We start from the raw sequence: 23,125 nt of genomic DNA on the forward strand, positions 1-23,125 counted from the left end.
GAAACAGCCCGCAATGCGTATTGCTTTGCCTATGGTAGTATGCTATAATTTTAATTCGTGAGTAATATTTTATTGCTCCTTGCCCATTTCGGGCCGTTAGACCAAAAGGAGGTGACAGTGATGAGAAAGTATGAAGTAATGTACATCATCCGTCCAAGCATTGATGACGAAGCAAAGAAAGCATTAGTTGAGCGCTTTAACGGCGTATTAACTGATAATGGTGCTGAAATCGCAAATGTTAAAGAATGGGGTAAACGTCGTTTAGCATACGAAATCAATGATTTCCGTGACGGTTACTACATGATTCTTGACGTGGCGGCTACTTCAGAAGCAGTTTCTGAATTTGATCGTCTTGCGAAAATCAACGAAGACATTATCCGTCATATCGTTGTTAAACAAGAAGCATAATTAAACGTTTAAATAAATTGGGTTTTATTTCCTTAAGGAGTGGTTCTGATGATGAATCGCGTAATTCTCGTAGGACGCTTAACCAAAGATCCTGAATTACGTTATACCCCGAGTGGAGCAGCGGTTGCAACATTCACTTTAGCGGTAAACCGCACATTTACAAATCAGCAAGGTGAACGTGAAGCTGACTTCATCAACTGTGTTGTATGGCGTCGTCAGGCTGAAAATGCAGCCAATTTCCTTAAAAAAGGAAGTTTAGCTGGTGTTGATGGTCGACTACAATCTCGCAGTTACGAAGGACAAGACGGTCGTCGCGTATACGTAACGGAAGTTGTAGCGGAAAGTGTGCAATTTTTAGAGCCGAAAAGTGGCGGTGGGGATACGCAACGCAGTAACTTTGCTAACACTGGAGGATCTGGACAAGGCTCTCCATTTGGAGATAATCAGAACCGTAACTCAGGTAATCAAGGTTATACTCGCGTTGATGATGATCCATTTGCAAATAATGGCGAGACAATTGACATTTCAGATGACGATTTACCGTTTTAATTCGCAGTAGATTATCCGGAGTATAAAATTTTATAGAAACTTTTAAGCGGAAGGAGGCGTATCAAAATGGCAGGTGGACGTAAAGGTGGACGCAACAGACGTCGTAAAGTTTGTTTCTTCACAGCAAACGGCATCACTCACATCGATTACAAAGATGTAGATATGCTTAAAAAATTCGTTTCAGAGCGTGGTAAAATTTTACCTCGTCGTGTAACTGGAACAAGCGCTAAATACCAACGTAAATTAACGATCGCTATCAAACGCGCTCGTCAAATGGCATTATTACCATATGTTTCTGGTGAATAATGAACGGTATAAAAAGAGGCAGTAAGGATTCCCTTACTGCCTCTTTTTACATTACATAGGTGCTCTTTTGTCAAATAGTTGCTTCTTATGAATTGAATCGATAAAATAAATAATAGTCTATATCAACGAGGTGAAGTTGTGAAAGGAATTCGATATATTACAGAAGGAGCAGCTCTTTTAGCGCTGTTTGTGGCGCTGTTGCTTTTTTCACTATACATACCTGTTGTGGGAACCATTTTTCAACTAGCGCTAGCTGTTCCATTTATTGTGTATACCGTTCGTCATGGGTGGAAAAAGGCAATATTATTTTTAGTAGTAGGGTTGTTATTGACTTTGTTATTTGGAAATGTGTTGACTCTTCCTTTTACATTTGTATTTGGTATTGGTGGATTAGCAATAGGAATGCTTTACCGACAAAAACAAAAAAGGTATACCATTTTACTAGGCGGCACGGTTGCATTTAGTTTAGGTTTACTTTTATTGTTCGTAGGAGCAAACATCGTTTTTAATGTTAATCTAATGGAGCAAATAAATAATGCTTTAGATCAATCGATTAATCAAAGTATTGAAATGATGAAAAGTTTAGGACAAGACGTTAAGGAATCTCAAATTGACCAAATGAGAGATGCATTTGATATGTTTAAAAATCTGTTGCCTCTATTAATTGTTATGGGTGGAGTTATTCTGGCCTTTTTCTCTCAGCTTATTGCTACGCCTATTCTTAAAAGAACAGGTTATGAGGTGCAAGCATTCCCGCCTTTTCGTGAATTTAAACTTCCTAAAAGTATTCTATGGTATTATTTGATTGCATTAATTTTATCCTTCCCATCTTTTAATATTGAACAAGGTACATTTATGTACGTAGCTATTATCAACATCGTGATGGGACTGCAAATGCTAGTCGTGTTACAAGGGATCTCTTTTATTTTCTATTTCTCACATCAAAAAGGGTATGCCAAAGCAATTCCAATTGTTGTAACAATTTTAGCATTAATTATTCCAATTATCCTTCAAATTGTGCGCATCTTAGGTATAATTGATTTAGGATTTAATTTAAGAAAACAATTAGACACAAAAAAGTAGATATTGTGGAACTTAAAAAAGTAGGAGCTGAAATGGATGCCTGTCTTTACAAAAAAGAACGTCATTCGCTATCCATTTTACTCATTGTATAGTATAGCTCTGATTTTAGTAGGTATCGTGACCTATCATAATTGGATCATAGGAATGATAGGCTTTATATTACTATTAGCCTGTCTTTTTCTATACATGAGAATGGAGCGAATGCTGTCCGATGAGTTTGAAACCTATATTTCAATGCTGTCTCATCGGCTGAAAAAAGTAGGCGAAGAGGCATTAATGGAAATGCCGATTGGGATTATGCTGTTTAATGATGAATATCAAATTGAATGGACCAATCCTTTTCTAGCATCTTGTCTCGGTGAAGACACACTAGTGGGAAGATCATTATACGATGTAGCCGAAAGTATTATTCCACTGATCAAACAAGAAGTGGAAACAGAAGTTGTCACGTTGCATGATCGGAAATTTAAAGTGGTGATTAAACGAGACGAGCGCTTACTGTACTTCTTTGATATTACAGAGCAAATAGAAATCGAAAAATTGTATGAAGAAGAACGAACAAGTTTAGGTATTATCTTTTTAGATAATTATGATGAACTAACGCAAGGAATGGATGATCAAGTTAAAAGTAACTTGAATAGCCAAGTAACCTCTATGTTAAATAGTTGGGCTCAAGAATACGGTATTTTTATTAAACGTACGTCTTCCGAGAAATTTATTGCGATTATGAATGAACAAATCTTAATTCATTTAGAGCGAAGCAAATTTTCTATCTTAGACCAAGTTCGAGAAGAGACGTCTAAACAAAATATACCGCTTACATTGAGCATTGGTATCGGAGCTGGTGCTGCTGATTTACCTGAGCTGGGTGCTTTAGCTCAATCTAGTTTGGATTTGGCCTTAGGTCGAGGTGGAGATCAAGTAGCAATTAAACAGCCGAATGGAAAAGTAAAATTCTTTGGGGGCAAGACAAACCCAATGGAAAAACGGACGCGCGTGCGTGCAAGGGTTATTTCTCACGCGTTAAAAGAGCTCATTACAGAGAGTGGAAAAGTGATTATCATGGGTCATAAGTATCCGGATATGGATGCTGTAGGAGCTGCTATTGGGATATTAAAAGTAGCGCAAGTCAATCAGAAAGACGGTTTTATCGTATTAGATCCTGATCATATTGATACAGGTGTTCAGCGAATGCTAGAAGAGATTAAAAAGAAAGAAGGCCTGTGGGAACGATTTATTACGCCTGAAGAAGCCTTAAATCTTGTGAGTGATGATACTCTTTTAGTAGTAGTAGATACGCATAAGCCGTCGCTCGTTATTGAAGAAAGGTTATTAAATCGTATTGAAAATGTCGTGGTCATTGATCATCATAGACGAGGAGAAGACTTTATCGAAGATCCTCTTCTTGTCTATATGGAGCCATATGCTTCCTCGACAGCAGAACTCGTTACTGAGCTTCTTGAATACCAGCCAAAACGATTTAAAATTGATATGCTAGAAGCAACAGCACTTTTAGCCGGTATTATTGTCGATACAAAAAGCTTTACATTACGCACGGGATCTCGTACGTTTGATGCAGCGTCCTTTTTACGTTCTCAAGGCGCAGATACGGTTCTTGTTCAAAAGTTTTTAAAAGAAGATATCACGCAATATGTACAGCGAGCACGCTTTATTGAACATGCAGAGATTTATACAGCAGGTATTGCTATTTCACGAGCTGAACCAAACAAAATGTATGATCAAGTGTTAATTGCGCAGGCTGCAGATACGCTGCTTTCAATCAGCGGAGTGGTTGCTTCGTTTGTTATTTCTAAGCGACGGGATAATCTAATTGGCATTAGTGCTAGATCGCTTGGAGATATCAATGTACAAGTTATTATGGAAAGTCTCCAAGGCGGAGGCCATTTAACGAATGCTGCTACTCAGCTTCAAGACATTAGTTTGGATGAAGCTGAAGAACGGCTTAAACAAGCAATTGATGAGTACTTAGATGGAGGTAAAAAATCATGAAAGTAATTTTCTTAAAAGATGTAAAAGGAAAAGGCAAAAAAGGTGAAGTGAAAAATGTTTCAGACGGTTATGCACATAACTTCTTATTAAAAAATGGTTATGCTGTTGAAGCTACAGGCGGTAATGTGAAAGTATTAGAAGCACAAAAAAATAGAGAGCAAAAAGATGCAGCTGCAGAACTTCAAGCAAACAAAGAGTTAAAAGCAACTCTTGAAGAACTAACAGTTGAATTAACAGCAAAATCTGGTGAAGGTGGCCGTTTATTCGGTTCTATCACAAGCAAACAAATTGCTGAAGAATTAAAGAAAAAGCACAAAATTAAAGTAGATAAGCGTAAAATTGAATTAAATGATGCAATTCGCGCATTAGGCTACACAAATGTACCAGTTAAATTACATCCGGAAGTAACGGCTACGGTAAAGGTACACGTGACTGAACAAAAATAAACGTAAGATTGAGAAATAAGTAAATAATATAAAGGGTTGGCGCGGACTTGTATTTGTTCGCGCCAACATTTATGATGAAAGAAAATACTGAAAGAATATAAGAGGGGCATAGAAATATGAGTGATCTTTTTGCTGATCGTCTTCCGCCTCAGAATATTGAAGCAGAGCAAGCGCTATTAGGGGCCATTTTCTTAGAGCCTTCTTCTTTAACCTTAGCATCTGAACTGCTAATACCTGAAGATTTTTACCGGGCATCGCACCAGAAAATCTTTACATGTATGCTGAAACTTTCTGACCAAGGTGAACCGGTTGATTTGGTAACGGTAACGTCTGAATTAGCTGACCAAAAAATCCTAGAAGAAGTTGGCGGCGTATCGTATTTAAGTGATTTAGCTAACTCTGTTCCAACGGCTGCAAACGTAGAGTATTACGGTAAAATCGTAGAAGAAAAGTCGATTTTACGCCGTTTAATTCGTACTGCAACGCATATTGCTTCAGAAGGATATGCAAGGGAAGACGAAGTGGAAGTTTTATTAAATGAAGCGGAAAAAAACATTTTAGAAGTAGCACAGCGTAAAAACAGCGGTGTGTTTCAAAATATCAAAGATGTACTTGTACAAACGTACGATGATATCGAAGTTCTTCACAATCGAAAAGGTGACATTACAGGTATCCCAACCGGGTTTAGTGATTTAGATAGAATGACAGCAGGGTTCCAGCGAAATGATTTAATCATTGTAGCGGCCCGACCATCGGTAGGTAAAACGGCTTTTGCCTTAAATATTGCGCAAAACGTTGCAACGAAAACGGATGAGAACGTAGCCATCTTCAGTTTAGAGATGGGGGCTCAGCAGCTTGTTATGAGGATGCTGTGTGCCGAAGGAAATATTGATGCACAAAGGCTGCGTACAGGTTCGCTTACAGCTGATGACTGGGGAAAGCTCACGATGGCAATGGGATCTTTGTCCAATGCAGGGATTTATATTGATGATACACCGGGTATTCGTGTAGGTGAAATCCGTTCTAAGTGCCGTCGCTTGAAACAAGAAGGCGGGCTTGGGATGATTTTAATTGACTACTTACAGCTCATTCAAGGAAATGGACGAAGCGGAGAAAACCGACAGCAGGAAGTATCTGAAATTTCTCGTGCGTTAAAAGCTTTAGCTCGTGAATTAGAAGTTCCTGTTATCGCCTTATCACAGCTTTCCCGTGGAGTAGAGCAAAGACAAGATAAGCGGCCAATGATGTCTGATATCCGTGAATCCGGAAGTATTGAGCAGGATGCCGATATCGTAGCTTTCTTATATCGTGAAGACTATTATGAAAAAGATACAGAAAATCAAAATATTATCGAGATTATTATAGCCAAGCAGCGTAACGGTCCAGTTGGAACCGTACAGCTTGCCTTTGTAAAAGAGTACAATAAATTCGTTAATCTCGAGCGGCGCTTTGATGACGCAGGAGTGCCGCCTGGTGCATAAAACCTCTCAATATGAGAGGTTTTATTTTATTGTTATCGTATTCGTTCCGCAAAATACGATATATTTGTAATAACTTTTGTTAAATCGTTCGGATTTAATTGACTTTAGTGTGATAAATTGATACACTTATCCATGGTTAAATTATGTCGTAGTGAGCTGTTGCTTACTAAGCGGAGGTGCTTAAGATATGTCTTCAGTCGTTGTAGTAGGAACACAATGGGGAGATGAAGGAAAAGGGAAGATTACAGACTTCCTATCAGAAAATGCAGAAGTGATTGCACGTTACCAAGGTGGGAACAATGCAGGTCACACAATTAAGTTTAATGGTGAAACTTATAAGTTACATTTAATTCCTTCAGGTATTTTTTATAATGACAAAACGTGTGTAATTGGAAACGGTATGGTTGTCGATCCAAAAGCGCTTGTTCAAGAATTAAAATACTTACATGATCGCGGTGTAACAACAGAAAACTTACGTATTAGTAACCGAGCTCATGTGATTCTTCCATATCATTTAAAATTAGATGAAGTTGAAGAAGAACGTAAAGGTGAAAATAAGATTGGTACAACGAAAAAAGGTATTGGACCAGCTTATATGGATAAAGCAGCACGTGTTGGTATTCGAATTGCCGATTTACTAGACCGTGAAGTATTTGAAGCAAAATTAACACAAAACTTAGCTGAAAAGAACCGCCTTCTTGAAAAAATGTATGAAGTAGAAGGCTTTACATTAGAAGAAATTTTAGATGAGTACTATGAGTATGGTCAACAAGTTGCAAAATATGTTGTTGATACATCAGTAGTATTAAATGATGCGTTAGACGAAGGACGTCGTGTACTATTTGAAGGCGCACAAGGTGTTATGTTAGATATCGACCAAGGAACATATCCATTTGTTACATCTTCAAACCCAGTAGCGGGTGGAGTAACAATTGGTTCTGGTGTAGGTCCATCTAAAATCAAACACGTTGTAGGTGTATCAAAAGCATATACAACTCGTGTTGGTGACGGTCCTTTCCCAACTGAATTAACAAACGAAATCGGTGATCAAATCCGTGAAGTAGGACGTGAATATGGTACAACAACTGGTCGTCCTCGCCGTGTAGGTTGGTTCGACAGTGTAGTTGTACGTCATGCTCGTCGCGTTAGCGGAATCACAGATTTATCTTTAAACTCAATTGATGTATTAACGGGAATTGAGACATTAAAGATTTGCGTAGCTTACCGTTATAAAGGGGAAGTTATGGAAGAATTCCCTGCTAGCTTAAAAACACTTGCAGAATGCGAACCTGTATATGAAGAGCTTCCAGGTTGGACAGAAGATATTACGGGTGTGAAAACATTAGATGAGTTACCTGATAACGCTCGCCACTACTTAGAGCGCGTGTCTCAATTAACAGGTATTCCTTTATCTATTTTCTCTGTAGGTCCAGATCGTACACAAACAAATGTATTACGTGGTGTATATAGCTAAATAAAAAAGGTTAGCTCCTCGTGAGCTAACCTTTTTTATTTATAATTGGTGCTTTGTTAACAAGATTTTTTAAAAAAGCTCAATAATAAAAAGAAAGTTTTAAAAAAACTATTGCATTCATATGAAATATCATGTTATTATAATAAGCGTCGCTAAGAGATATAACATGAGCCATTAGCTCAGTTGGTAGAGCATCTGACTTTTAATCAGAGGGTCGAAGGTTCGAGTCCTTCATGGCTCACTTTTGTTACAACGTGGCCCGTTGGTCAAGCGGTTAAGACACCGCCCTTTCACGGCGGTAACACGGGTTCGAATCCCGTACGGGTCATTTTTAATATTTTTTAATACATAGCATATAGACTGAGGTCCCGTGGTGTAGCGGTTAACATGCCTGCCTGTCACGCAGGAGATCGCGGGTTCGATTCCCGTCGGGACCGCCATTTTGGCTCGGTAGCTCAGTTGGTAGAGCAAAGGACTGAAAATCCTTGTGTCGGCGGTTCGATTCCGTCCCGAGCCATCAAAAAGCATGACTTTATTTAAAGTCATGCTTTTTTCTTTTATTTACATTTAAAAGAAAACGTTATTTGCTTTGTATCTCTTTTGTGGTAATATATTACTTTTGTATTTAGAGATGGTTGAAAATCATATATCTTCATGTATAGTAGAGGATGAACTTGTGACGTTTCAAGGGTTATCAAGTATAATAAAACTACGGTATTCAAACAGTATGAATACTATCTTTTATATTTTGCTTCAACTAATAAAGGAGAACGATGATCATGGATAAACGTATTTTAGTCGTAGATGACGAAAAGCCGATTGCAGATATTTTAAAGTTTAATTTGCAAAAAGAAGGTTACGAAGTATTTTGTGCTTATGATGGCGTAGAAGCACTTGAAAAAGTGGAAGAAGTACAGCCTGAAATGATTTTATTAGATATTATGCTTCCTCAGAAAGATGGAATGGAAGTTTGCCGAGAAGTGCGCAAAAAATATGATATGCCAATTATCATGTTAACAGCAAAAGACTCTGAAATTGACAAAGTTTTAGGTCTAGAATTAGGTGCAGATGATTATGTAACTAAGCCGTTTAGTACGCGTGAATTATTAGCACGTGTAAAAGCTAATTTACGTAGACATCAGCAGGTAGCTGTTCCAACGGAAGAAAGCGAAACGAATGAAATTACGATTGGAGCACTTGTTATTCACCCAGATGCTTATATCGTGTCTAAGCGCGGAGAAACGATTGAACTGACTCACCGTGAGTTTGAGCTGCTGCATTATTTAGCGAAGCACATTGGACAAGTCATGACGCGTGAACACTTGCTTCAAACTGTATGGGGTTATGACTATTTTGGTGATGTGCGTACGGTAGATGTAACAGTTCGAAGATTACGTGAAAAAATTGAAGATAATCCAAGCCATCCAATGTGGATTGTAACAAGACGTGGAGTAGGCTATTATTTACGCAGCCCAGAGCAGGAGTAATTTTAGATGAAGAAAGTAAGGCTCCTGCAATCTATTCATTTAAAGTTTGTATTGATTTATGTGCTGCTCATTTTAATTGCGATGCAAATTATTGGGGTCTATTTTGCACGACAATTAGAAAAAGAATTAGTTAACAACTTTCGAACGTCTCTTCAAGAGCGGACAGACTTGCTGACGTATAATATTGGACAAGAAATGGTGAAAAATCGTGATGATGATTCACCCACTCTTGAGGAAGACTTAAAGACTATTTTACGAGATTTTGCTTCAAGACCCAATTTAGCTTCAAATGATATGAATGACATCTCTGAAGTAAGAGTCATTGACCAAAATAGAAGAATCATTGCTACATCGAACTCAAATCCTCAACAGATCATAGGTAAAAAGACTAATGATTTAGCGATTACAAATGCGTTGTTAGCAGGAACGAACTCTGATAATGTATTTGTTGATCAAAGCGGACAGCGAATCAGAGTTATGATACAGCCTATTCGTTTACAGGATAAAGTAGGTGCCAGTCAATCAAATTCAACTAATAAAAATGGAAAAGTTCAGTCTAGCGAAGAAATCTTAGGTGCTATTTACTTAACAGCTTCCATGGAGCCTGTTTACGATCAAATGAGTAATATCAATCAGATCTTTAAGGCAGGTACGGTGATTGCTCTTTTTATTACAGCTATTTTAGGCGTTTTTTTAGCTCAGACGATTACTCGTCCAATGTCTGAAATGAGAAAACAAGCACTTGAGATGGCCAAAGGGAATTTTACGAGAAAAGCTAAGGTATACGGGTATGATGAGATTGGTCAGCTAGCTCTCACATTCAACAACTTAACAAGAAAGCTTCAAGAAGCACAAGCAACTACAGAAGGGGAGCGCCGTAAGCTTAGTTCAGTATTAGCTCATATGACGGACGGCGTTATTGCGACGGATCGAAAGGGAAGAGTAATTTTAATTAATGATCCAGCCGCAGCTATGCTAAATGTTTCACGTGAAACGGTTTTATCTGACCCAGTTGTTTCCCTACTAGATCTTGAAGAAACGCATACGTTTGAAAGCTTGCTCGCTAATCAAGAGTCATTGATTTTGGACTTTAGTACAAAATCGGATCCCTTTATTTTAAGAGCTACCATTTCCGCTATTCAAAAAGAGACCGGTTTTATTAACGGAATTATCATTGTCTTGCATGATATTACAGAGCAGGAGAAAATTGATCAAGATCGCCGAGAATTCGTAGCGAATGTTTCACATGAATTGCGTACGCCGTTAACAACGATGCGCAGTTATTTAGATGCGCTTGCAGAAGGAGCATGGGAAGATAAGGACTTAGCTCCAACATTTTTAAATGTAACGCAAACGGAAACAGAACGAATGATTCGTCTCGTTAACGACTTGCTTCAATTATCTAAGCTAGATAGCCAAGACTACCGATTTAGTCGTGACCCAATCAATTTTGTGAAGTTTTATCATTACATCATTGATCGCTTTGAAATGACAATTGAACAAGGTATTTCGTTCGTGCGCGACTTGCCAAATGAAGCAATCTATGTCGCTATCGATCAAGATAAAATTACACAAGTATTAGATAACATTATTTCCAATGCAATAAAATATTCACCTGAAGGCGGAACCATTACATTTTCAATTGCTCAGCATACGCATGAAATTGTTGTGAGCATTAAAGACCAAGGTATGGGAATTCCAAAATCAAATTTAGCTAAAATTTTCGAACGCTTCTATCGTGTAGACAAAGCACGAACGCGTAAATTAGGCGGAACAGGATTAGGGCTTGCTATTGCCAAGGAAATTATTGAAGCACATGATGGACGTATTTGGGCAGATAGTCAGGAAGGAAAAGGAACAACGATTTACTTTACTCTTCCGATTGAAAGTGAGAATGATGACGAATGGGAATGAGGTATGAACATATCAAAACGGCCATCTTAGTTGTTCTCGTCACTTCCAGTTTAATTATGACGTATCATATATGGACGTATCAGCCTTCTTATAAGGTCATTTCAAAAAATCAACATTTGCAGGAAGTTGAAGTCAGTTCAAAAAGTAAAATAGAAGATCATATTCTTCCAACAGAAGTTCTCTATCATCGAAACGATAATCACTACATGTCTCACGACGAAGATGATGTAAACAAATGGGTAAATGAAATGAAAAAGTGGAAATTTTCGAATGTGACGGACGTTTCGGATGCTATTTCTCCTGATGGATTTTTAAATTATGTCCATGGAAGTAATTCTATTGAAGTGTTGTATCCAGACGCGCTGCCTTTGAAAACATTTCAACAGCTTTTTTCATTTTCTCAAACGTCTTTGCCTAATCAAACATTTGACCGTGTACTCATTAAAATTAAGCGTACACCTTCCTTTTTCGTGAGTGTGTATCTTGTGAATTATGAGCAAAAAAAGATTTATTCGGTTACAGTCAAGAATTTGGCCAAAGATGATATCAAAGAATTAGAAGATAAGATGAAACGTACGTATGCCCCGAGCTTTGTATATAAAGAAAACAAAAATCGGTATATCTTCCTTCCGGAAAACAATATCACGATGAATAGTGAAGTCTACTATACGAGCATGAGGCATTTAGATATTGAAAAATATAAGGAAGCGCTTTTTAACAACCCAGACTATGCACGGAAAGAAACGTCTACAAACCGAGATGTCTACACCGAAGGTACAAAAGTGATTAATGTTAATACGAAGACAGATGTGATGGAATATGTGAATCTTGTAAATTCCACGACCGAAGTAATGGAAGATTATAATTTAATAAACCGCAGCTTTAGCTTCGTTAATGACCACGGCGGCTGGACGGAATCTAATTACAGGTTCAACAGCTGGAATCGTATTACAAAAGAAATTAGCTATCGTTATTATAAAGATAACTATCCAGTGTACAGCAATCAGGGAATGACTGAAATATATCAAAGATGGGGAAATGCGGAGATTTTAAATTACCGTCGTCCTCTTTATCGTTTTGTGAGAGTACAGGATTCGAGTGTAGAAAAGCTGCAGTCATCTCAAAAGGTGATTCAATTAATTGAAAAACACCAAAACTTTGACCCGAATCTGTTAAAAGATATTTCAATAGGCTATCAGCTAGAAGAAGTCTCCCAGCAGCCAAAAACCGGTGAAAAGACGGTTGAGTTTAATTCTAACTCTGTCAAACTCGTTCCTTCTTGGTTCTATTATTATAATAGTAAGTGGTATCGAATTGCACCGCCGACCGAAGGAGGCGATAACGATGGATTGGAATAGAACAAAAACCATCTTTATTTTCACTTTCTTGATCCTTAATATTTACTTAGGCTATCAGATTTTTAAGACTCATCAAGAAGATCAGTACTCTCTATTTGTAGAGTCGAGCGTTGAAGAACAATTAACGAGTGAAGGCATTGAATATAAACATTTACCTATAGATGTGAAAGAAGCTTCATCGCTAAATGCTAAAAGTAAGCTGTTTAAAGAAGAAGACTTGAAAAAGCTGAAAGAGCAAAAAGCAGCGCTGCTTGAGGAAAAAACAATTCGAAGTGTACTAGACAAACCTTTTTCAGTACCTGAAAAAAGTCCCGAAGCAAAGCTAAGTCAATTTCTAAAACGGTATGTGCTCTCGGGTAAGGATTATGAGCTATGGAATGTTAATAAAGAGAAAAAAACAGTTACATTCTTTCAACAATATAAGAAGCATAAAATCTTTGATAATGAAAATGGCATGATTATTGCTCATTTAAATGATAAAGGTGAAATTATTTCGTATGAACAAACAATGCTAGGTTCTGTGAAAACGTTAGATGATGAGCAGGATGTTTTAACGCCTTTAAAAGCATTAGAAAATTTGTTTTTGAAGGGTGAATTGAAAAAGAAAGATTCTGTAACAAAAGTAGAGTTTGGGTACTATACGTTTGATCTGCCGCTACTAAATTCTCAAGTTTTAGCACCAACTTGGCATGTTATTGTAAATGGAGATACGAGTTATTTTGTAAATGCCTTTGAAGGGCAGATTATTAAAAAAGGAAATAAATAAGTATTTGGAGTGAGATAAATGAGCCTGCATTTCAGCGTGCTAGCGAGTGGGAGCACAGGAAATGCGATTTTAGTAAGTGATGGAGAACATTCCTTACTAGTTGATGCAGGGCTGAGCGGAAAACAAATGGAAGCTCTATTTCAACAAGTAAATCGCAATATCCCAGATTTATCAGGAATTTTAGTGACTCATGAACATAGTGACCATATTAAAGGACTAGGTGTTCTGGCACGTAAATATAAGCTCCCTATTTTCGCAAATGAAAAAACGTGGAACGCAATGGATGGCTTGATCGGCAACATTGATACGGAACAGAAGTTTCACTTTGAAATTGGCCAAACGAAATCGTTTGGTCAATTGGAAGTGGAGTCTTTTGGCGTTTCGCATGATGCTGCAGAGCCTATGTTTTATGTCTTTCATCAAGGACCTAAAAAATTAACCCTTATTACGGATACCGGCTATGTAAGTGACCGCATGAAAGGTACGATTAAAAATAGCGATATGTACGTATTTGAAAGCAATCATGACGTTGAAATGCTGAGAATGGGGCGCTACCCTTGGAGCATTAAAAGACGAATTCTAAGCGACGTGGGACATGTATCAAATGAAGACGCGGCTCTTGCAATGGCAGATGTGATTGGAGATCAAACCAAACGCATTTACTTAGCGCATTTGAGTCAAGACAATAACATGAAGGAAATTGCCCGCATGTCTGTTGCGCAAGTGTTACAACAGAAAGACATCAGTGTAGAGGACAATATTCTCCTATGTGATACAGATCCAAAAAGACCAACTGATATTGTTTATGTATAGTCTCTAGAAAGGAAGCGAAAAATAACTTCATTTAGTACGTGAATGCAGACATTCACGATGATAAATGAAGGGTTCGGTGATAGTGTGGAACATTATGATGAAGGCCAAGAGCCAAATAGTCGGCCGCCTAAACGCCGCAGAGGATATTTCGCTTCTGCTCTGATTGGAGCTATTATAGGTGCACTTATTGTACTGCTTCTTATGCCAGCCTTGGTGAGGAACGGGATTTTGCCATACGGATGGATGGATGATGAAAATGGAGATGAACAAACAGGGTCTACCATTCAAAAATCAGTCTCTCTTGACGTCACTACGGCCGTCACAAAAGCTGTTTCTGAAGTCAATGCAGCAGTTGTAGGAGTTGTAAACATTCAGAACTCTGAAAGCTTTTGGAATGATGAACGAACTGATGCCGGGACGGGCTCAGGTGTTATTTACAAAAAGCAAGGCAACAAAGCTTATATTGTGACAAACTATCATGTCATTAAAGGCGCTAACGAAATTGAAGTGAGCTTCAGTAACGGTACAAGAGTATCGGCTAAAATTCTTGGCAGCGATGATTTAATGGACTTAGCAGTTCTTGAAATTGACGCAGGCCACGTGACAAAAGTCGCTACCTTCGGAAATTCTGATAAGCTTAAAGCTGGTGAACCAGTGATTGCGATCGGAAACCCGCTAGGCCTTCAATTTTCTGGCTCCGTTACACAAGGAGTTGTCTCAGGGGTTAACCGTGTCATTCCTCAAGATTTGAATGGCGATGGAAATCCTGATTGGCAATCAGAAGTTATTCAAACAGATGCCGCCATTAACCCTGGTAATAGCGGGGGTGCTCTTGTTAATATTGATGGTGAATTAATCGGTATTAATTCCATGAAAATTGCCCAAGAAGCAGTAGAAGGCATTGGTCTTGCGATTCCAATCAACATGGCTAGACCCATTATTAATGACTTAGAACGATATGGTGAAGTCAGACGTCCATATCTTGGAGTTAGTACACTATCATTAAGTGAGGTATCAGGGTATCATTTAAAAGAAACCCTTAAGTTACCGCATGATGTAGTAAACGGAGTCGCTGTTCTAAAAGTTGAGCCAGGTTCGCCAGCCGCTAAAGCCGGATTAAAGGAATATGATGTGATTGTTGAGTTAGATCACAGCAAAGTAAGGGACATTGCGACACTTCGCAAACACCTCTACATTGAAAAAGAAATTGGCGATAAAATGAACGTAACGTTCTATCGAGACGGCAAAAAGAAATCCACAGAAGTAAAATTAACGCGTCAAATGAAGTGAAAGAAAAGTTATCCACAGGGGATAAACTCCTGTGGTTTTTTAATGAAAAGAATAGAGAAAGGAAGATAAATACATGAAGATATATTGCTGTTTAGAACATACAGAACTAGCGCTGGATGTAATGGTAGATGAGATTGAGCTAGCGCCGGTTTTTGAAAAAATAGAAAATTCCACTGACAAAAAAAGCTGTGAATATTGTGACAATGAAGCTGTATATGTAGTAGGGAACTGATATTCTTATACAAAATGTGGATACAGCATGTGGATATGTGGATAATATCTGTGGATAAGAGATAAAGGAGAGGAGAATAGCCTGTGAATATCTCTATTATAACCATTGGAAAGCTAAAAGAAAAATACTTAAAACAAGGCATTCAAGAATATTTAAAGCGTTTATCAAGCTATGCAAAAGTAGAAATTATTGAGCTTGCAGATGAAAAAGCGCCAGAAAACTTAAGTGAATCTGAAATGGAACAGGTAAAACAAAAAGAAGGAGAGCGCATCTTAGCGAAAATCTCAGACGATACTTATGTGATCGCATTAGCTATTAACGGAAAACAAAAGTCTTCCGAGGAACTCGCAAAAGAAATTGATTCATTAGCTACCTACGGAAAAAGCAAAGTAGCGTTTGTCATTGGCGGGTCGCTTGGTTTAAGCAGCGAAGTAATGAAACGCTCAAACGCAGCCCTTTCTTTTTCAAAGATGACGTTTCCTCATCAGCTTATGCGCCTAGTATTAGTAGAACAGATTTACCGAGCTTTTCGTATTATTCGAAATGAACCTTATCATAAATAGATCGTGTAGATATTTTTTCATTAAAAGCTGAGGCAGAAGGAAATGTAAAACCTTCTGCCTCAGCTTTTATCATATGTGGATAAATAGCATACGTCTATAAAAAAGAACAAGAGGTTCTTCTCTCCGATAAAATGTTAGAACAATTGAGTTTAAGCAAACGAGATCTTATTTAAGAAACAGAAAAACCTTCGTCTTCTTTCACTCCAGCTCTGTCTTTAAACTCATCAAGCAACGCACGCACTTCGTCAGTTGTTTCCGTGCTCATGAGTAGATTTCTTAATTCACTTGCACCGCGGAATCCGCGAACGTAAATTTTGAAAAAGCGTCGAAGCGGTTTGAAAGGGCGCGGCTCTAATTCTTCAGAATACTTATCATGAAGATCTAGCTGCAGGCGAAGAAGTTCTAATAGCTCTTCGCTTGTGTGCTCTTTCTTTTCTTTTTCAAACGCAAACGGATTATGGAAAATCCCGCGTCCAATCATGATTCCATCAACGCCATACTTTTCAGCAAGTTCAAGACCTTTCTGGCGGTCAGGAATATCACCGTTAATTGTTAGTAGCGTATGAGGCGCAATTTCGTCACGAAGCTTCTTGATCTCCGGAATTAACTCCCAGTGCGCGTCAACATCGCTCATTTCTTTTTTCGTACGAAGGTGAATAGAAAGGTTCACGATATCCTGTTCTAAAATGTGCTTCAGCCAGTCGTACCACTCGTCAACTTGCGTATAGCCAAGACGAGTCTTTACGCTTACTGGAAGCCCTCCAGCTTTGGCTGCCTGGATAATCTCAGCCGCAGTATCTGGACGGCGAATCAGACCAGAACCTTTTCCATTTCCTGCAACGTTCTGCACAGGGCAGCCCATATTAATATCAATGCCGCGAAATCCCATTTCAGCCATGCCGATACTCATTTGACGGAAGTACTCAGGCTTGTCTCCCCAAATGTGCGCAACGATTGGCTGTTCATCATCTGTAAACGTCAAACGTCCTTTTACGCTATCTTTTCCTTTCGGATGGCAGTAGCTTTCCGTATTCGTAAACTCTGTAAAAAATACGTCAGGTCGTGCTGCTTCGGTCACAACATGGCGAAAAACGACATCCGTCACAGCTTCCATCGGTGCCAAAATAAAAAACGGACGCGGCAACTCATGCCAAAAATTATCTTTCATCTTATATCTAAACCCTTTCTTTTAGGGAAAACGTATTCCCAAAATTAAAAAGTGTAATTTCTTTTATCAGGCTGAATGCCAGTATAAACTTCAACCAATATATACTTTAATGGTATGGAACGAAAAGTGCAAGGGAACGAGTGGTTTTGTTTTGCTGGAAATACTTATTGAAACAACTTTTATATCTAGTATTAGTGGGGTGTAAGCAATTAAAAGCAAGCTTGAAGGCATGTACCGGATACCCGCGAATAAATATCCTAAAGCATTTGGTTTGTGTGTAGGCACTTTCTCCAAGGATATTATAAAGTATTCACCATAATTATGATTACGATAAACGATTTTATAAATAACTTCGACTATATAAAAAACTTCGACTATATAAAAAACCACGTCTGTCACTGCACAACAGACGTGGCTTCATTACGTATTAATGCTTTTTGTAAGGAGCGCCGTCCTTAGAAGGCAGTCCAGAAATGTATCCGACACCACCAGTTTCTTGAATGCCGATGCTTTCTTTCATTGCATTAGCTAGCTCTTCTTTATCAACAGCGGTAATATTTTTGTCGCTGATGTCCTCGCCCGGGTGCTGATAGTTGCTTAGTACGTAGCGAGAGTTTTGAATGTTTTCTACTGCACGAAGTCCTGTTGCTTCTGCTCCCACTGGAACTGAAAGGATGCGTGATAGTTTTTTAGTTTTTACATTATAAGCCCATACGAAGTTGTTTGTATGCAGTGAGCTGTCTTCTCCGATAAACAGTGTATTTAAGTCATTTGAATACGTAAGGTTGTCAGGGTTGGCAATTTTATTTGGGTCCGCTGTATTACCGTATGCATCTGCTTTTTCTAGATCTTGTCCAATCAGTAGCCCTTCCATGCTTGCAGGAACGTAGCGACTGTTAATCTTGCCGTTTGCTTGGTCTTTTTGATGCGATCCTAAGTTCAGCTGGTAGGTCACACCAGACTCTAATTTTGGAAGCTGGATATCATCTTGTACAGCGCCAGATTCTTTTAGCATGGCACTATTTTGGTAAGAAATAGCCATATACGCTTTTTTGTCTTTTTTGTTAACCGTTAGTCCTTCCATCTTGTTGAATTCAGATGTTGCACCTAAAATTGCACCGTATCGGCGTGATTCTAAAAAGGCAGCTGCTTTTTCCATACCAGGCTTTACTTTTAGGTATTCAACTTTTTTACTTGCAGCGGTTTTCACAGCTTTAAATCCTTTTTTAGGCTGGTCAGCTGTTTCAAAAATATCACTAAATTTTGTGCCTTTGTCGATTATTGTTTTCACTTCATTGTCTGTTGCATGGCCAAGCTTAATCCACTGAAGGTCGCCTTTACCTCCATTTTCTGTGCTCGTTTGTTTAAACTTCGCCGCATAAAGAGTTCCTGCTGAGAAGTCTTTTTCCTTATCTGCTACATACATAAACATCATGGTATTAGACCCATCGTCTCCAAAAAGAGCGGTTTTGTTATCTGGAAGTACCTGCATCATTTCGTGTGAAAAACGGCCTGTGCTGTAATGTTTTACGACGGATGCATGGCCGCTTTCATCCACTGAAATTTCTGGAATCCAGCCGTAGTAGTAAGGATTTGCTTTTGACGTGTCGCCGAAATAAAGCTTAGCGAAGTTCGTGACGTCTTTATAAGAGCTGGATGAAGGATCTTCAAAAGCACGTGCATCGGGCTCATATTCTTCTGAACCAAGGTGAGTACCCCAATCCGTTGTAGAGCCATTACACGGCGTCCACAAACCATTTACATTGGAAAAATCAATTTTTTTAGCATGGTTGACCGTTAATTTTCCTGTTTTATCATCTCGGTCAACTTGTGTAAGCGTCATTGAAGCGGGAAGACCGGAAATCTCTTTTCCAGCATTATTAACAGATTCATATTCATAATGTGAAATAATATAAGACTTACCGTTGATGGTGATAAAGCTGTTTGAATCCGGTGCGTCTGATACGTACGGTGATGGCTTATCGGGAACGCTTCGGTCAATAATCGGATCCCCGTTTGCATCGATCGGTGTACCTGCGGCGATTAATTCCCCTGTATTATCGACAATTTTATCTTTTGAAAGAAAGAGCTGGTTATAGTTAAGCGGCGTTTCTTCAACGCTTCCATCTTTATACGTTACTTTTACAGATGCCTCTGTATACGTTTTAATCATATTTTCAATCGTAGTAGGTGCTTTCATTGGCTGAAACTCGACGCTTTTGATTTGTTTTGGATGTTGAACTGGGTGATGCTCTGCTGCAAAAGCAGAAGCGGCACTAGAAGCTAAAAGGGTGAGAGATAGTCCAAGAGATACTCGTTTTTTCATGGTTGATAACCTCCAAATTGTATTCATACACTTATTAAATCATTTGATTGTTGAGGAAATATAAAGAGAAGCGCTGGATTTGTTGAGCTGTTGTTAAGAACGTTGAACATTTATATGACAAGTTTAACTAGAAGTTATTCAGCTATCTTTCAGAATTTGTTCAGATAGCATTCAGCCGGGCTTCACAGTGCATTCATGTGCCGCTCTTACAATAAAGACATAGCTAAAGGCGACAAGAAGCGCTTTGGCTCGTACAGCAAAATTGAAAGGTATTTTAGCAGAAAAAAACGTCACTCAGTTCGATGCTTATACGGGGCAAGAGTGCTCATAATTTTTTATCTTAAAACATAAAACATACATTTCATTTTTTATTCATATCAAGCAGAGGGTGTTTCAAGGCATCCTCTGCTTTTCTATTTATAACTAGAAACGGGGCTGTTTATCTATGTTAAGATAAATGTAGATTATTGTTGTAAAGTGGATAGAACTAGAATGAAATAAATCAAATAGATAGGGTGTACACATGAGAAAAGAAGTACAAGTTATAGCCAAAGAAGCTTTTATTAAAAAAGTGAACAAGGGTTATCCACTCATTGAAAAAGATGCGCTTGTTGATGGTCATAAACTGCAAGAAGAAGGGGTTATTATTAACTTAGTCACTCCCAAGAATCAATTTTTAGCCAAAGGCTATTATGGAAAACAAAACAAAGGCTACGGATGGATTCTTACGAAGAAGAAAAATGAGCAAATTGACGCGGCGTTTTTTGCTAGAAAAATTCAGCAAGCTATTTCGTCTCGTCATGACTTTTATGCGTCTGAAGACACAACTGCTTTTCGCGTATTTAATAGTGAAGGTGACGGAATCGGCGGCTTGATTATTGATTATTATGACGGATATTACGTCATGAGTTGGTATAGTGAAGGAATTTATCAATTTAAAGAATACGTCATTGAAGCCTTAAAGTCTGCGCCTAACTTTAAAGGGCTGTACCAGAAAAAACGTTTTAACGTAAAGGGGCAGTATATTGAAGAAGATGATTTTGTAGCAGGGGATAAAGGTGAATTTCCTTTAATTGTAAAAGAAAATGGTATTCGTTTTGCCGTTTACTTAAATGACGGAGCGATGGTGGGAGTCTTTTTAGATCAGCGAGACGTCCGTAAAACGATTCGAGATAAATATGCAAAAGGAAAGACCGTGCTAAATATGTTTTCGTATACAGGCGCATTTTCAGTGGCGGCCGCTCTTGGAGGAGCTGCGAAAACAACAAGTGTCGATTTAGCCAATCGCAGCTTGGCTAAAACAATTGAGCAATTTAGTGTAAATGGAATTGATCACGAAGCACAGGACATTATCGTAGAAGATGTTTTCAAGTATTTTAAATATGCGGTCAAGAAGAACATGACCTTCGATCTTGTGGTGCTAGATCCGCCGAGCTTTGCCAAGTCGAAAAAGCATACGTTCAGCGCGGCAAAAGACTACAAAGATTTATTAAAAGAAGCCATTGCTCTTACAAAGCCAAATGGTGTCATTGTAGCATCTACGAACGCAAGCAATTTTGATATGAAAAAATTCCATTCGTTTATTGAAAAAGCTTTTAATGAAAAAGGAGAACAGTACAAAATGATGGAGCAGTTCGCTCTTCCAGCTGATTTTAAAACAATAAAAGAATTTAAGTCAGGTAATTATTTAAAAGTCGTGTTTATTCAAAAAGTAAATCGCTAAATGCAAGGCTGCATGATGAATTCATGCAGTTTATTTATTTTTAAAAAAATAACGCTTACAAGCTATTTTGAAGGGAATAAAATGAAGGTAAGAGATAAATATTGTCAATATATATGATAAAATAATAAAGGAATTATGCTCAACACTTCACAATTTTACAATATCATCCTTACGAAACGTATTTTTACAATTATTTTATTTTAAATGGGATAAGTATTGAGTACGAAGTGGAAAGAGCATACTATTACTATTATTTAAAAACATGAAAGGAGAAAGATTATGGCTGAAACAACAAAAAAGCCTGCCGGCGAAGTGAAATTTATTCCTTTATTAATTTGTCTGGCAATCGGACTTATTTTATGGTTTATTACACCTCCGTCCGGACTTGATTTGAAGGCTTGGCACTTATTCGCTATTTTTGTGGCTACTATCGTAGGGCTTATCATTAAACCATTGCCATTGGGCAGTGTAGCTATTTTATCTTTAACCATTATTGTATTAACTAATACATTAACACTTGAACAATCGCTCAGCGGTTTTCAAAATACGACGATTTGGTTAATCGTTATTGCATTCTTTATTTCTAGAGGTTTTATTAAGACTGGTCTAGGAACAAGGGTTGCCTATATCTTCGTTCGTTTGTTCGGTAAAAAGACGTTGGGACTATCGTATTCTCTTATCGTAAGTGACTTACTTTTATCACCTGCAATGCCGTCTAATACAGCACGAGCTGGAGGAATTATTCTTCCAATCATTCGTTCTTTATCCGAAACATACGGATCGAGAACTGGTGACGGTACGGAGCGCAGAGTCGGTGCTTTCTTAACAAAAGTATCGTTTCAAGGAGATATGATCACATCCGCTATGTTCGTAACAGCAATGGCGGCCAATCCTCTTGCGGTTAAAATGACGGAACAAATTACAGGCAAAACTATTTCATGGGTTGGCTGGGCAGCGGCTGCAATCGTACCTGGAATTATTAGTTTAATCGTTATTCCGCTCGTTATTTATAAGCTGTATCCGCCAGAATTAAAAGAAACGCCGGAAGCATCTGAAATTGCAGCAAAAAAACTAAATGAAATGGGTCCGCTAAAGAAAGAAGAATGGTACATGATTGGCGTATTTTTACTTCTTCTTGTGCTGTGGATTTTTGGCGCTAATTTAAATATTAATGCAACAACAACTGCTTTTATTGGTCTATGTGCGCTGCTTTTAACGCAAGTGTTAAGCTGGTCGGACATCAAAAAAGAACAGGGAGCATGGGATACATTAGTCTGGTTTGCTGTTTTGGTTATGATGGCAACTTTCTTAAATGATCTAGGCATGATTCCTTGGTTCAGTGATCTGATGAAAGGCACTGTTAGCCATATGTCTTGGATGACGGCGTTGATTGTATTAGCTATTGCATATTTTTATTCTCACTACTTTTTTGCGAGTAACACGGCTCACGTCAGCGCTATGTACGCAGCATTTTTATCTGTCATCGTGGCCGCTGGTGCGCCTCCGTTACTGTCAGCATTAATTTTAGCGTTCTTTAGCAATTTATTTGGCTGTTTAACTCACTACGGAAGTGGACCGGCACCGGTGTTCTTCGGTAGTGGATATGTAACGCAGCAAAAATGGTGGTCGCTCGGCTTTTTAATTTCAATTATTCATATTATCATTTGGATTGGAATTGGCGGCTTGTGGTGGAAACTGCTAGGTCTATGGTAAAAAAACAGTGGCGCA

Annotated in this window: 20 protein-coding genes and 4 tRNA genes; 22 read left to right on the forward strand and 2 right to left on the reverse strand. The window is 38.3% G+C overall.

What is annotated here, in order from left to right; translation table 11 throughout:
• Positions 1 to 120 precede the first annotated feature (120 nt).
• The 20 genes from rpsF (at position 121) to rlmH (ending at position 16,180) form a co-directional block, all read left to right on the forward strand.
• The gene (gene rpsF / locus AC1DEF_RS20440; RefSeq protein ID WP_013059915.1) at positions 121 to 408 is read left to right on the forward strand and encodes a 30S ribosomal protein S6; all 288 of its coding nucleotides are present in this window, start codon (positions 121 to 123) and stop codon (positions 406 to 408) included.
• Positions 409 to 456: 48 nt separating this feature from the next.
• Positions 457 to 957 (forward strand): single-stranded DNA-binding protein, encoded by a 501-nt coding sequence (ssb, locus tag AC1DEF_RS20445; RefSeq protein ID WP_013059914.1) that lies wholly within the window; start codon positions 457 to 459, stop codon positions 955 to 957.
• A gap of 66 nt (positions 958 to 1,023) precedes the next feature.
• Positions 1,024 to 1,263, forward strand: a complete 240-nt coding sequence (gene rpsR, locus AC1DEF_RS20450; RefSeq protein ID WP_013059913.1) for a 30S ribosomal protein S18 — start codon at positions 1,024 to 1,026, stop codon at positions 1,261 to 1,263.
• A gap of 138 nt (positions 1,264 to 1,401) precedes the next feature.
• Positions 1,402 to 2,346 (forward strand): YybS family protein, encoded by a 945-nt coding sequence (locus AC1DEF_RS20455; protein ID WP_043977601.1) that lies wholly within the window; start codon positions 1,402 to 1,404, stop codon positions 2,344 to 2,346.
• A gap of 36 nt (positions 2,347 to 2,382) precedes the next feature.
• The gene (locus AC1DEF_RS20460) at positions 2,383 to 4,356 is read left to right on the forward strand and encodes a DHH family phosphoesterase (RefSeq protein ID WP_025752414.1); all 1,974 of its coding nucleotides are present in this window, start codon (positions 2,383 to 2,385) and stop codon (positions 4,354 to 4,356) included.
• Positions 4,353 to 4,802, forward strand: coding sequence for a 50S ribosomal protein L9 (rplI, locus tag AC1DEF_RS20465; protein ID WP_013059910.1), 450 nt, complete (start codon positions 4,353 to 4,355; stop codon positions 4,800 to 4,802). Before AC1DEF_RS20460 ends, rplI begins: the two co-directional genes overlap by 4 nt.
• A 116-nt stretch (positions 4,803 to 4,918) precedes the next feature.
• Positions 4,919 to 6,283 carry a replicative DNA helicase gene (gene dnaB, locus AC1DEF_RS20470; protein ID WP_013059909.1) on the forward strand — a complete coding sequence of 455 codons (1,365 nt, stop codon included), beginning with the start codon at positions 4,919 to 4,921 and terminating at the stop codon, positions 6,281 to 6,283.
• A 187-nt stretch (positions 6,284 to 6,470) separates the two neighbouring features.
• On the forward strand, positions 6,471 to 7,757 hold the full coding sequence (locus AC1DEF_RS20475) for an adenylosuccinate synthase (RefSeq protein ID WP_013085553.1): 1,287 nt from the start codon (positions 6,471 to 6,473) through the stop codon (positions 7,755 to 7,757).
• Between the two features lie 168 nt (positions 7,758 to 7,925).
• Positions 7,926 to 7,998: transfer RNA gene (locus AC1DEF_RS20480), tRNA-Lys, on the forward strand.
• Positions 7,999 to 8,013: 15 nt separating this feature from the next.
• Positions 8,014 to 8,085 (forward strand) — tRNA-Glu (locus AC1DEF_RS20485).
• 36 nt (positions 8,086 to 8,121) lie between these two features.
• A tRNA-Asp gene (locus AC1DEF_RS20490) sits at positions 8,122 to 8,197 on the forward strand.
• A 4-nt stretch (positions 8,198 to 8,201) separates the two neighbouring features.
• Positions 8,202 to 8,274 (forward strand) — tRNA-Phe (locus tag AC1DEF_RS20495).
• A gap of 262 nt (positions 8,275 to 8,536) precedes the next feature.
• Entirely contained in the window at positions 8,537 to 9,244 is a 708-nt protein-coding gene (gene yycF, locus AC1DEF_RS20500; RefSeq protein WP_013085552.1) for a response regulator YycF, read from the forward strand.
• A gap of 6 nt (positions 9,245 to 9,250) precedes the next feature.
• Positions 9,251 to 11,158, forward strand: coding sequence for a cell wall metabolism sensor histidine kinase WalK (gene walK / locus AC1DEF_RS20505; RefSeq protein ID WP_097824955.1), 1,908 nt, complete (start codon positions 9,251 to 9,253; stop codon positions 11,156 to 11,158).
• Positions 11,149 to 12,516, forward strand: a complete 1,368-nt coding sequence (locus AC1DEF_RS20510; RefSeq protein ID WP_097824954.1) for a YycH family regulatory protein — start codon at positions 11,149 to 11,151, stop codon at positions 12,514 to 12,516. Before walK ends, AC1DEF_RS20510 begins: the two co-directional genes overlap by 10 nt.
• A complete protein-coding gene (locus tag AC1DEF_RS20515) occupies positions 12,503 to 13,282 on the forward strand; it encodes a two-component system regulatory protein YycI (protein ID WP_097824953.1) in 780 nt (259 codons plus the stop codon). The genes AC1DEF_RS20510 and AC1DEF_RS20515 overlap by 14 nt, the downstream gene beginning before the upstream one ends.
• An 18-nt stretch (positions 13,283 to 13,300) precedes the next feature.
• Positions 13,301 to 14,095, forward strand: a complete 795-nt coding sequence (locus tag AC1DEF_RS20520) for an MBL fold metallo-hydrolase (protein ID WP_097824952.1) — start codon at positions 13,301 to 13,303, stop codon at positions 14,093 to 14,095.
• 57 nt (positions 14,096 to 14,152) lie between these two features.
• A complete protein-coding gene (locus AC1DEF_RS20525) occupies positions 14,153 to 15,385 on the forward strand; it encodes a S1C family serine protease (RefSeq protein ID WP_097824961.1) in 1,233 nt (410 codons plus the stop codon).
• 73 nt (positions 15,386 to 15,458) lie between these two features.
• Complete coding sequence (locus AC1DEF_RS20530) at positions 15,459 to 15,617, forward strand: CxxH/CxxC protein (protein ID WP_013059901.1); 159 nt, start codon at positions 15,459 to 15,461, stop codon at positions 15,615 to 15,617.
• 83 nt (positions 15,618 to 15,700) lie between these two features.
• Complete coding sequence (gene rlmH, locus AC1DEF_RS20535; RefSeq protein WP_043977590.1) at positions 15,701 to 16,180, forward strand: 23S rRNA (pseudouridine(1915)-N(3))-methyltransferase RlmH; 480 nt, start codon at positions 15,701 to 15,703, stop codon at positions 16,178 to 16,180.
• 169 nt (positions 16,181 to 16,349) lie between these two features.
• Here the strand turns inward: rlmH and AC1DEF_RS20540 are convergent, their stop codons facing one another.
• The gene (locus AC1DEF_RS20540) at positions 16,350 to 17,348 is read right to left on the reverse strand and encodes a tRNA dihydrouridine synthase (RefSeq protein WP_014457691.1); all 999 of its coding nucleotides are present in this window, start codon (positions 17,346 to 17,348) and stop codon (positions 16,350 to 16,352) included.
• A gap of 427 nt (positions 17,349 to 17,775) precedes the next feature.
• On the reverse strand, positions 17,776 to 19,674 hold the full coding sequence (locus tag AC1DEF_RS20545) for a PhoX family protein (protein WP_097824950.1): 1,899 nt from the start codon (positions 19,672 to 19,674) through the stop codon (positions 17,776 to 17,778).
• Between the two features lie 523 nt (positions 19,675 to 20,197).
• Here AC1DEF_RS20545 and AC1DEF_RS20550 point away from each other — a divergent pair.
• Together AC1DEF_RS20550 and AC1DEF_RS20555 are read left to right on the forward strand one after the other, a co-directional pair.
• Positions 20,198 to 21,397 (forward strand): class I SAM-dependent rRNA methyltransferase, encoded by a 1,200-nt coding sequence (locus AC1DEF_RS20550; RefSeq protein WP_043977586.1) that lies wholly within the window; start codon positions 20,198 to 20,200, stop codon positions 21,395 to 21,397.
• Positions 21,398 to 21,676: 279 nt separating this feature from the next.
• On the forward strand, positions 21,677 to 23,110 hold the full coding sequence (locus AC1DEF_RS20555) for an anion permease (protein WP_043977584.1): 1,434 nt from the start codon (positions 21,677 to 21,679) through the stop codon (positions 23,108 to 23,110).
• The last annotated feature ends 15 nt before the right edge of the window (positions 23,111 to 23,125 follow it).

It is taken from the genome of Priestia sp. 10L35 (genome assembly GCF_056395685.1).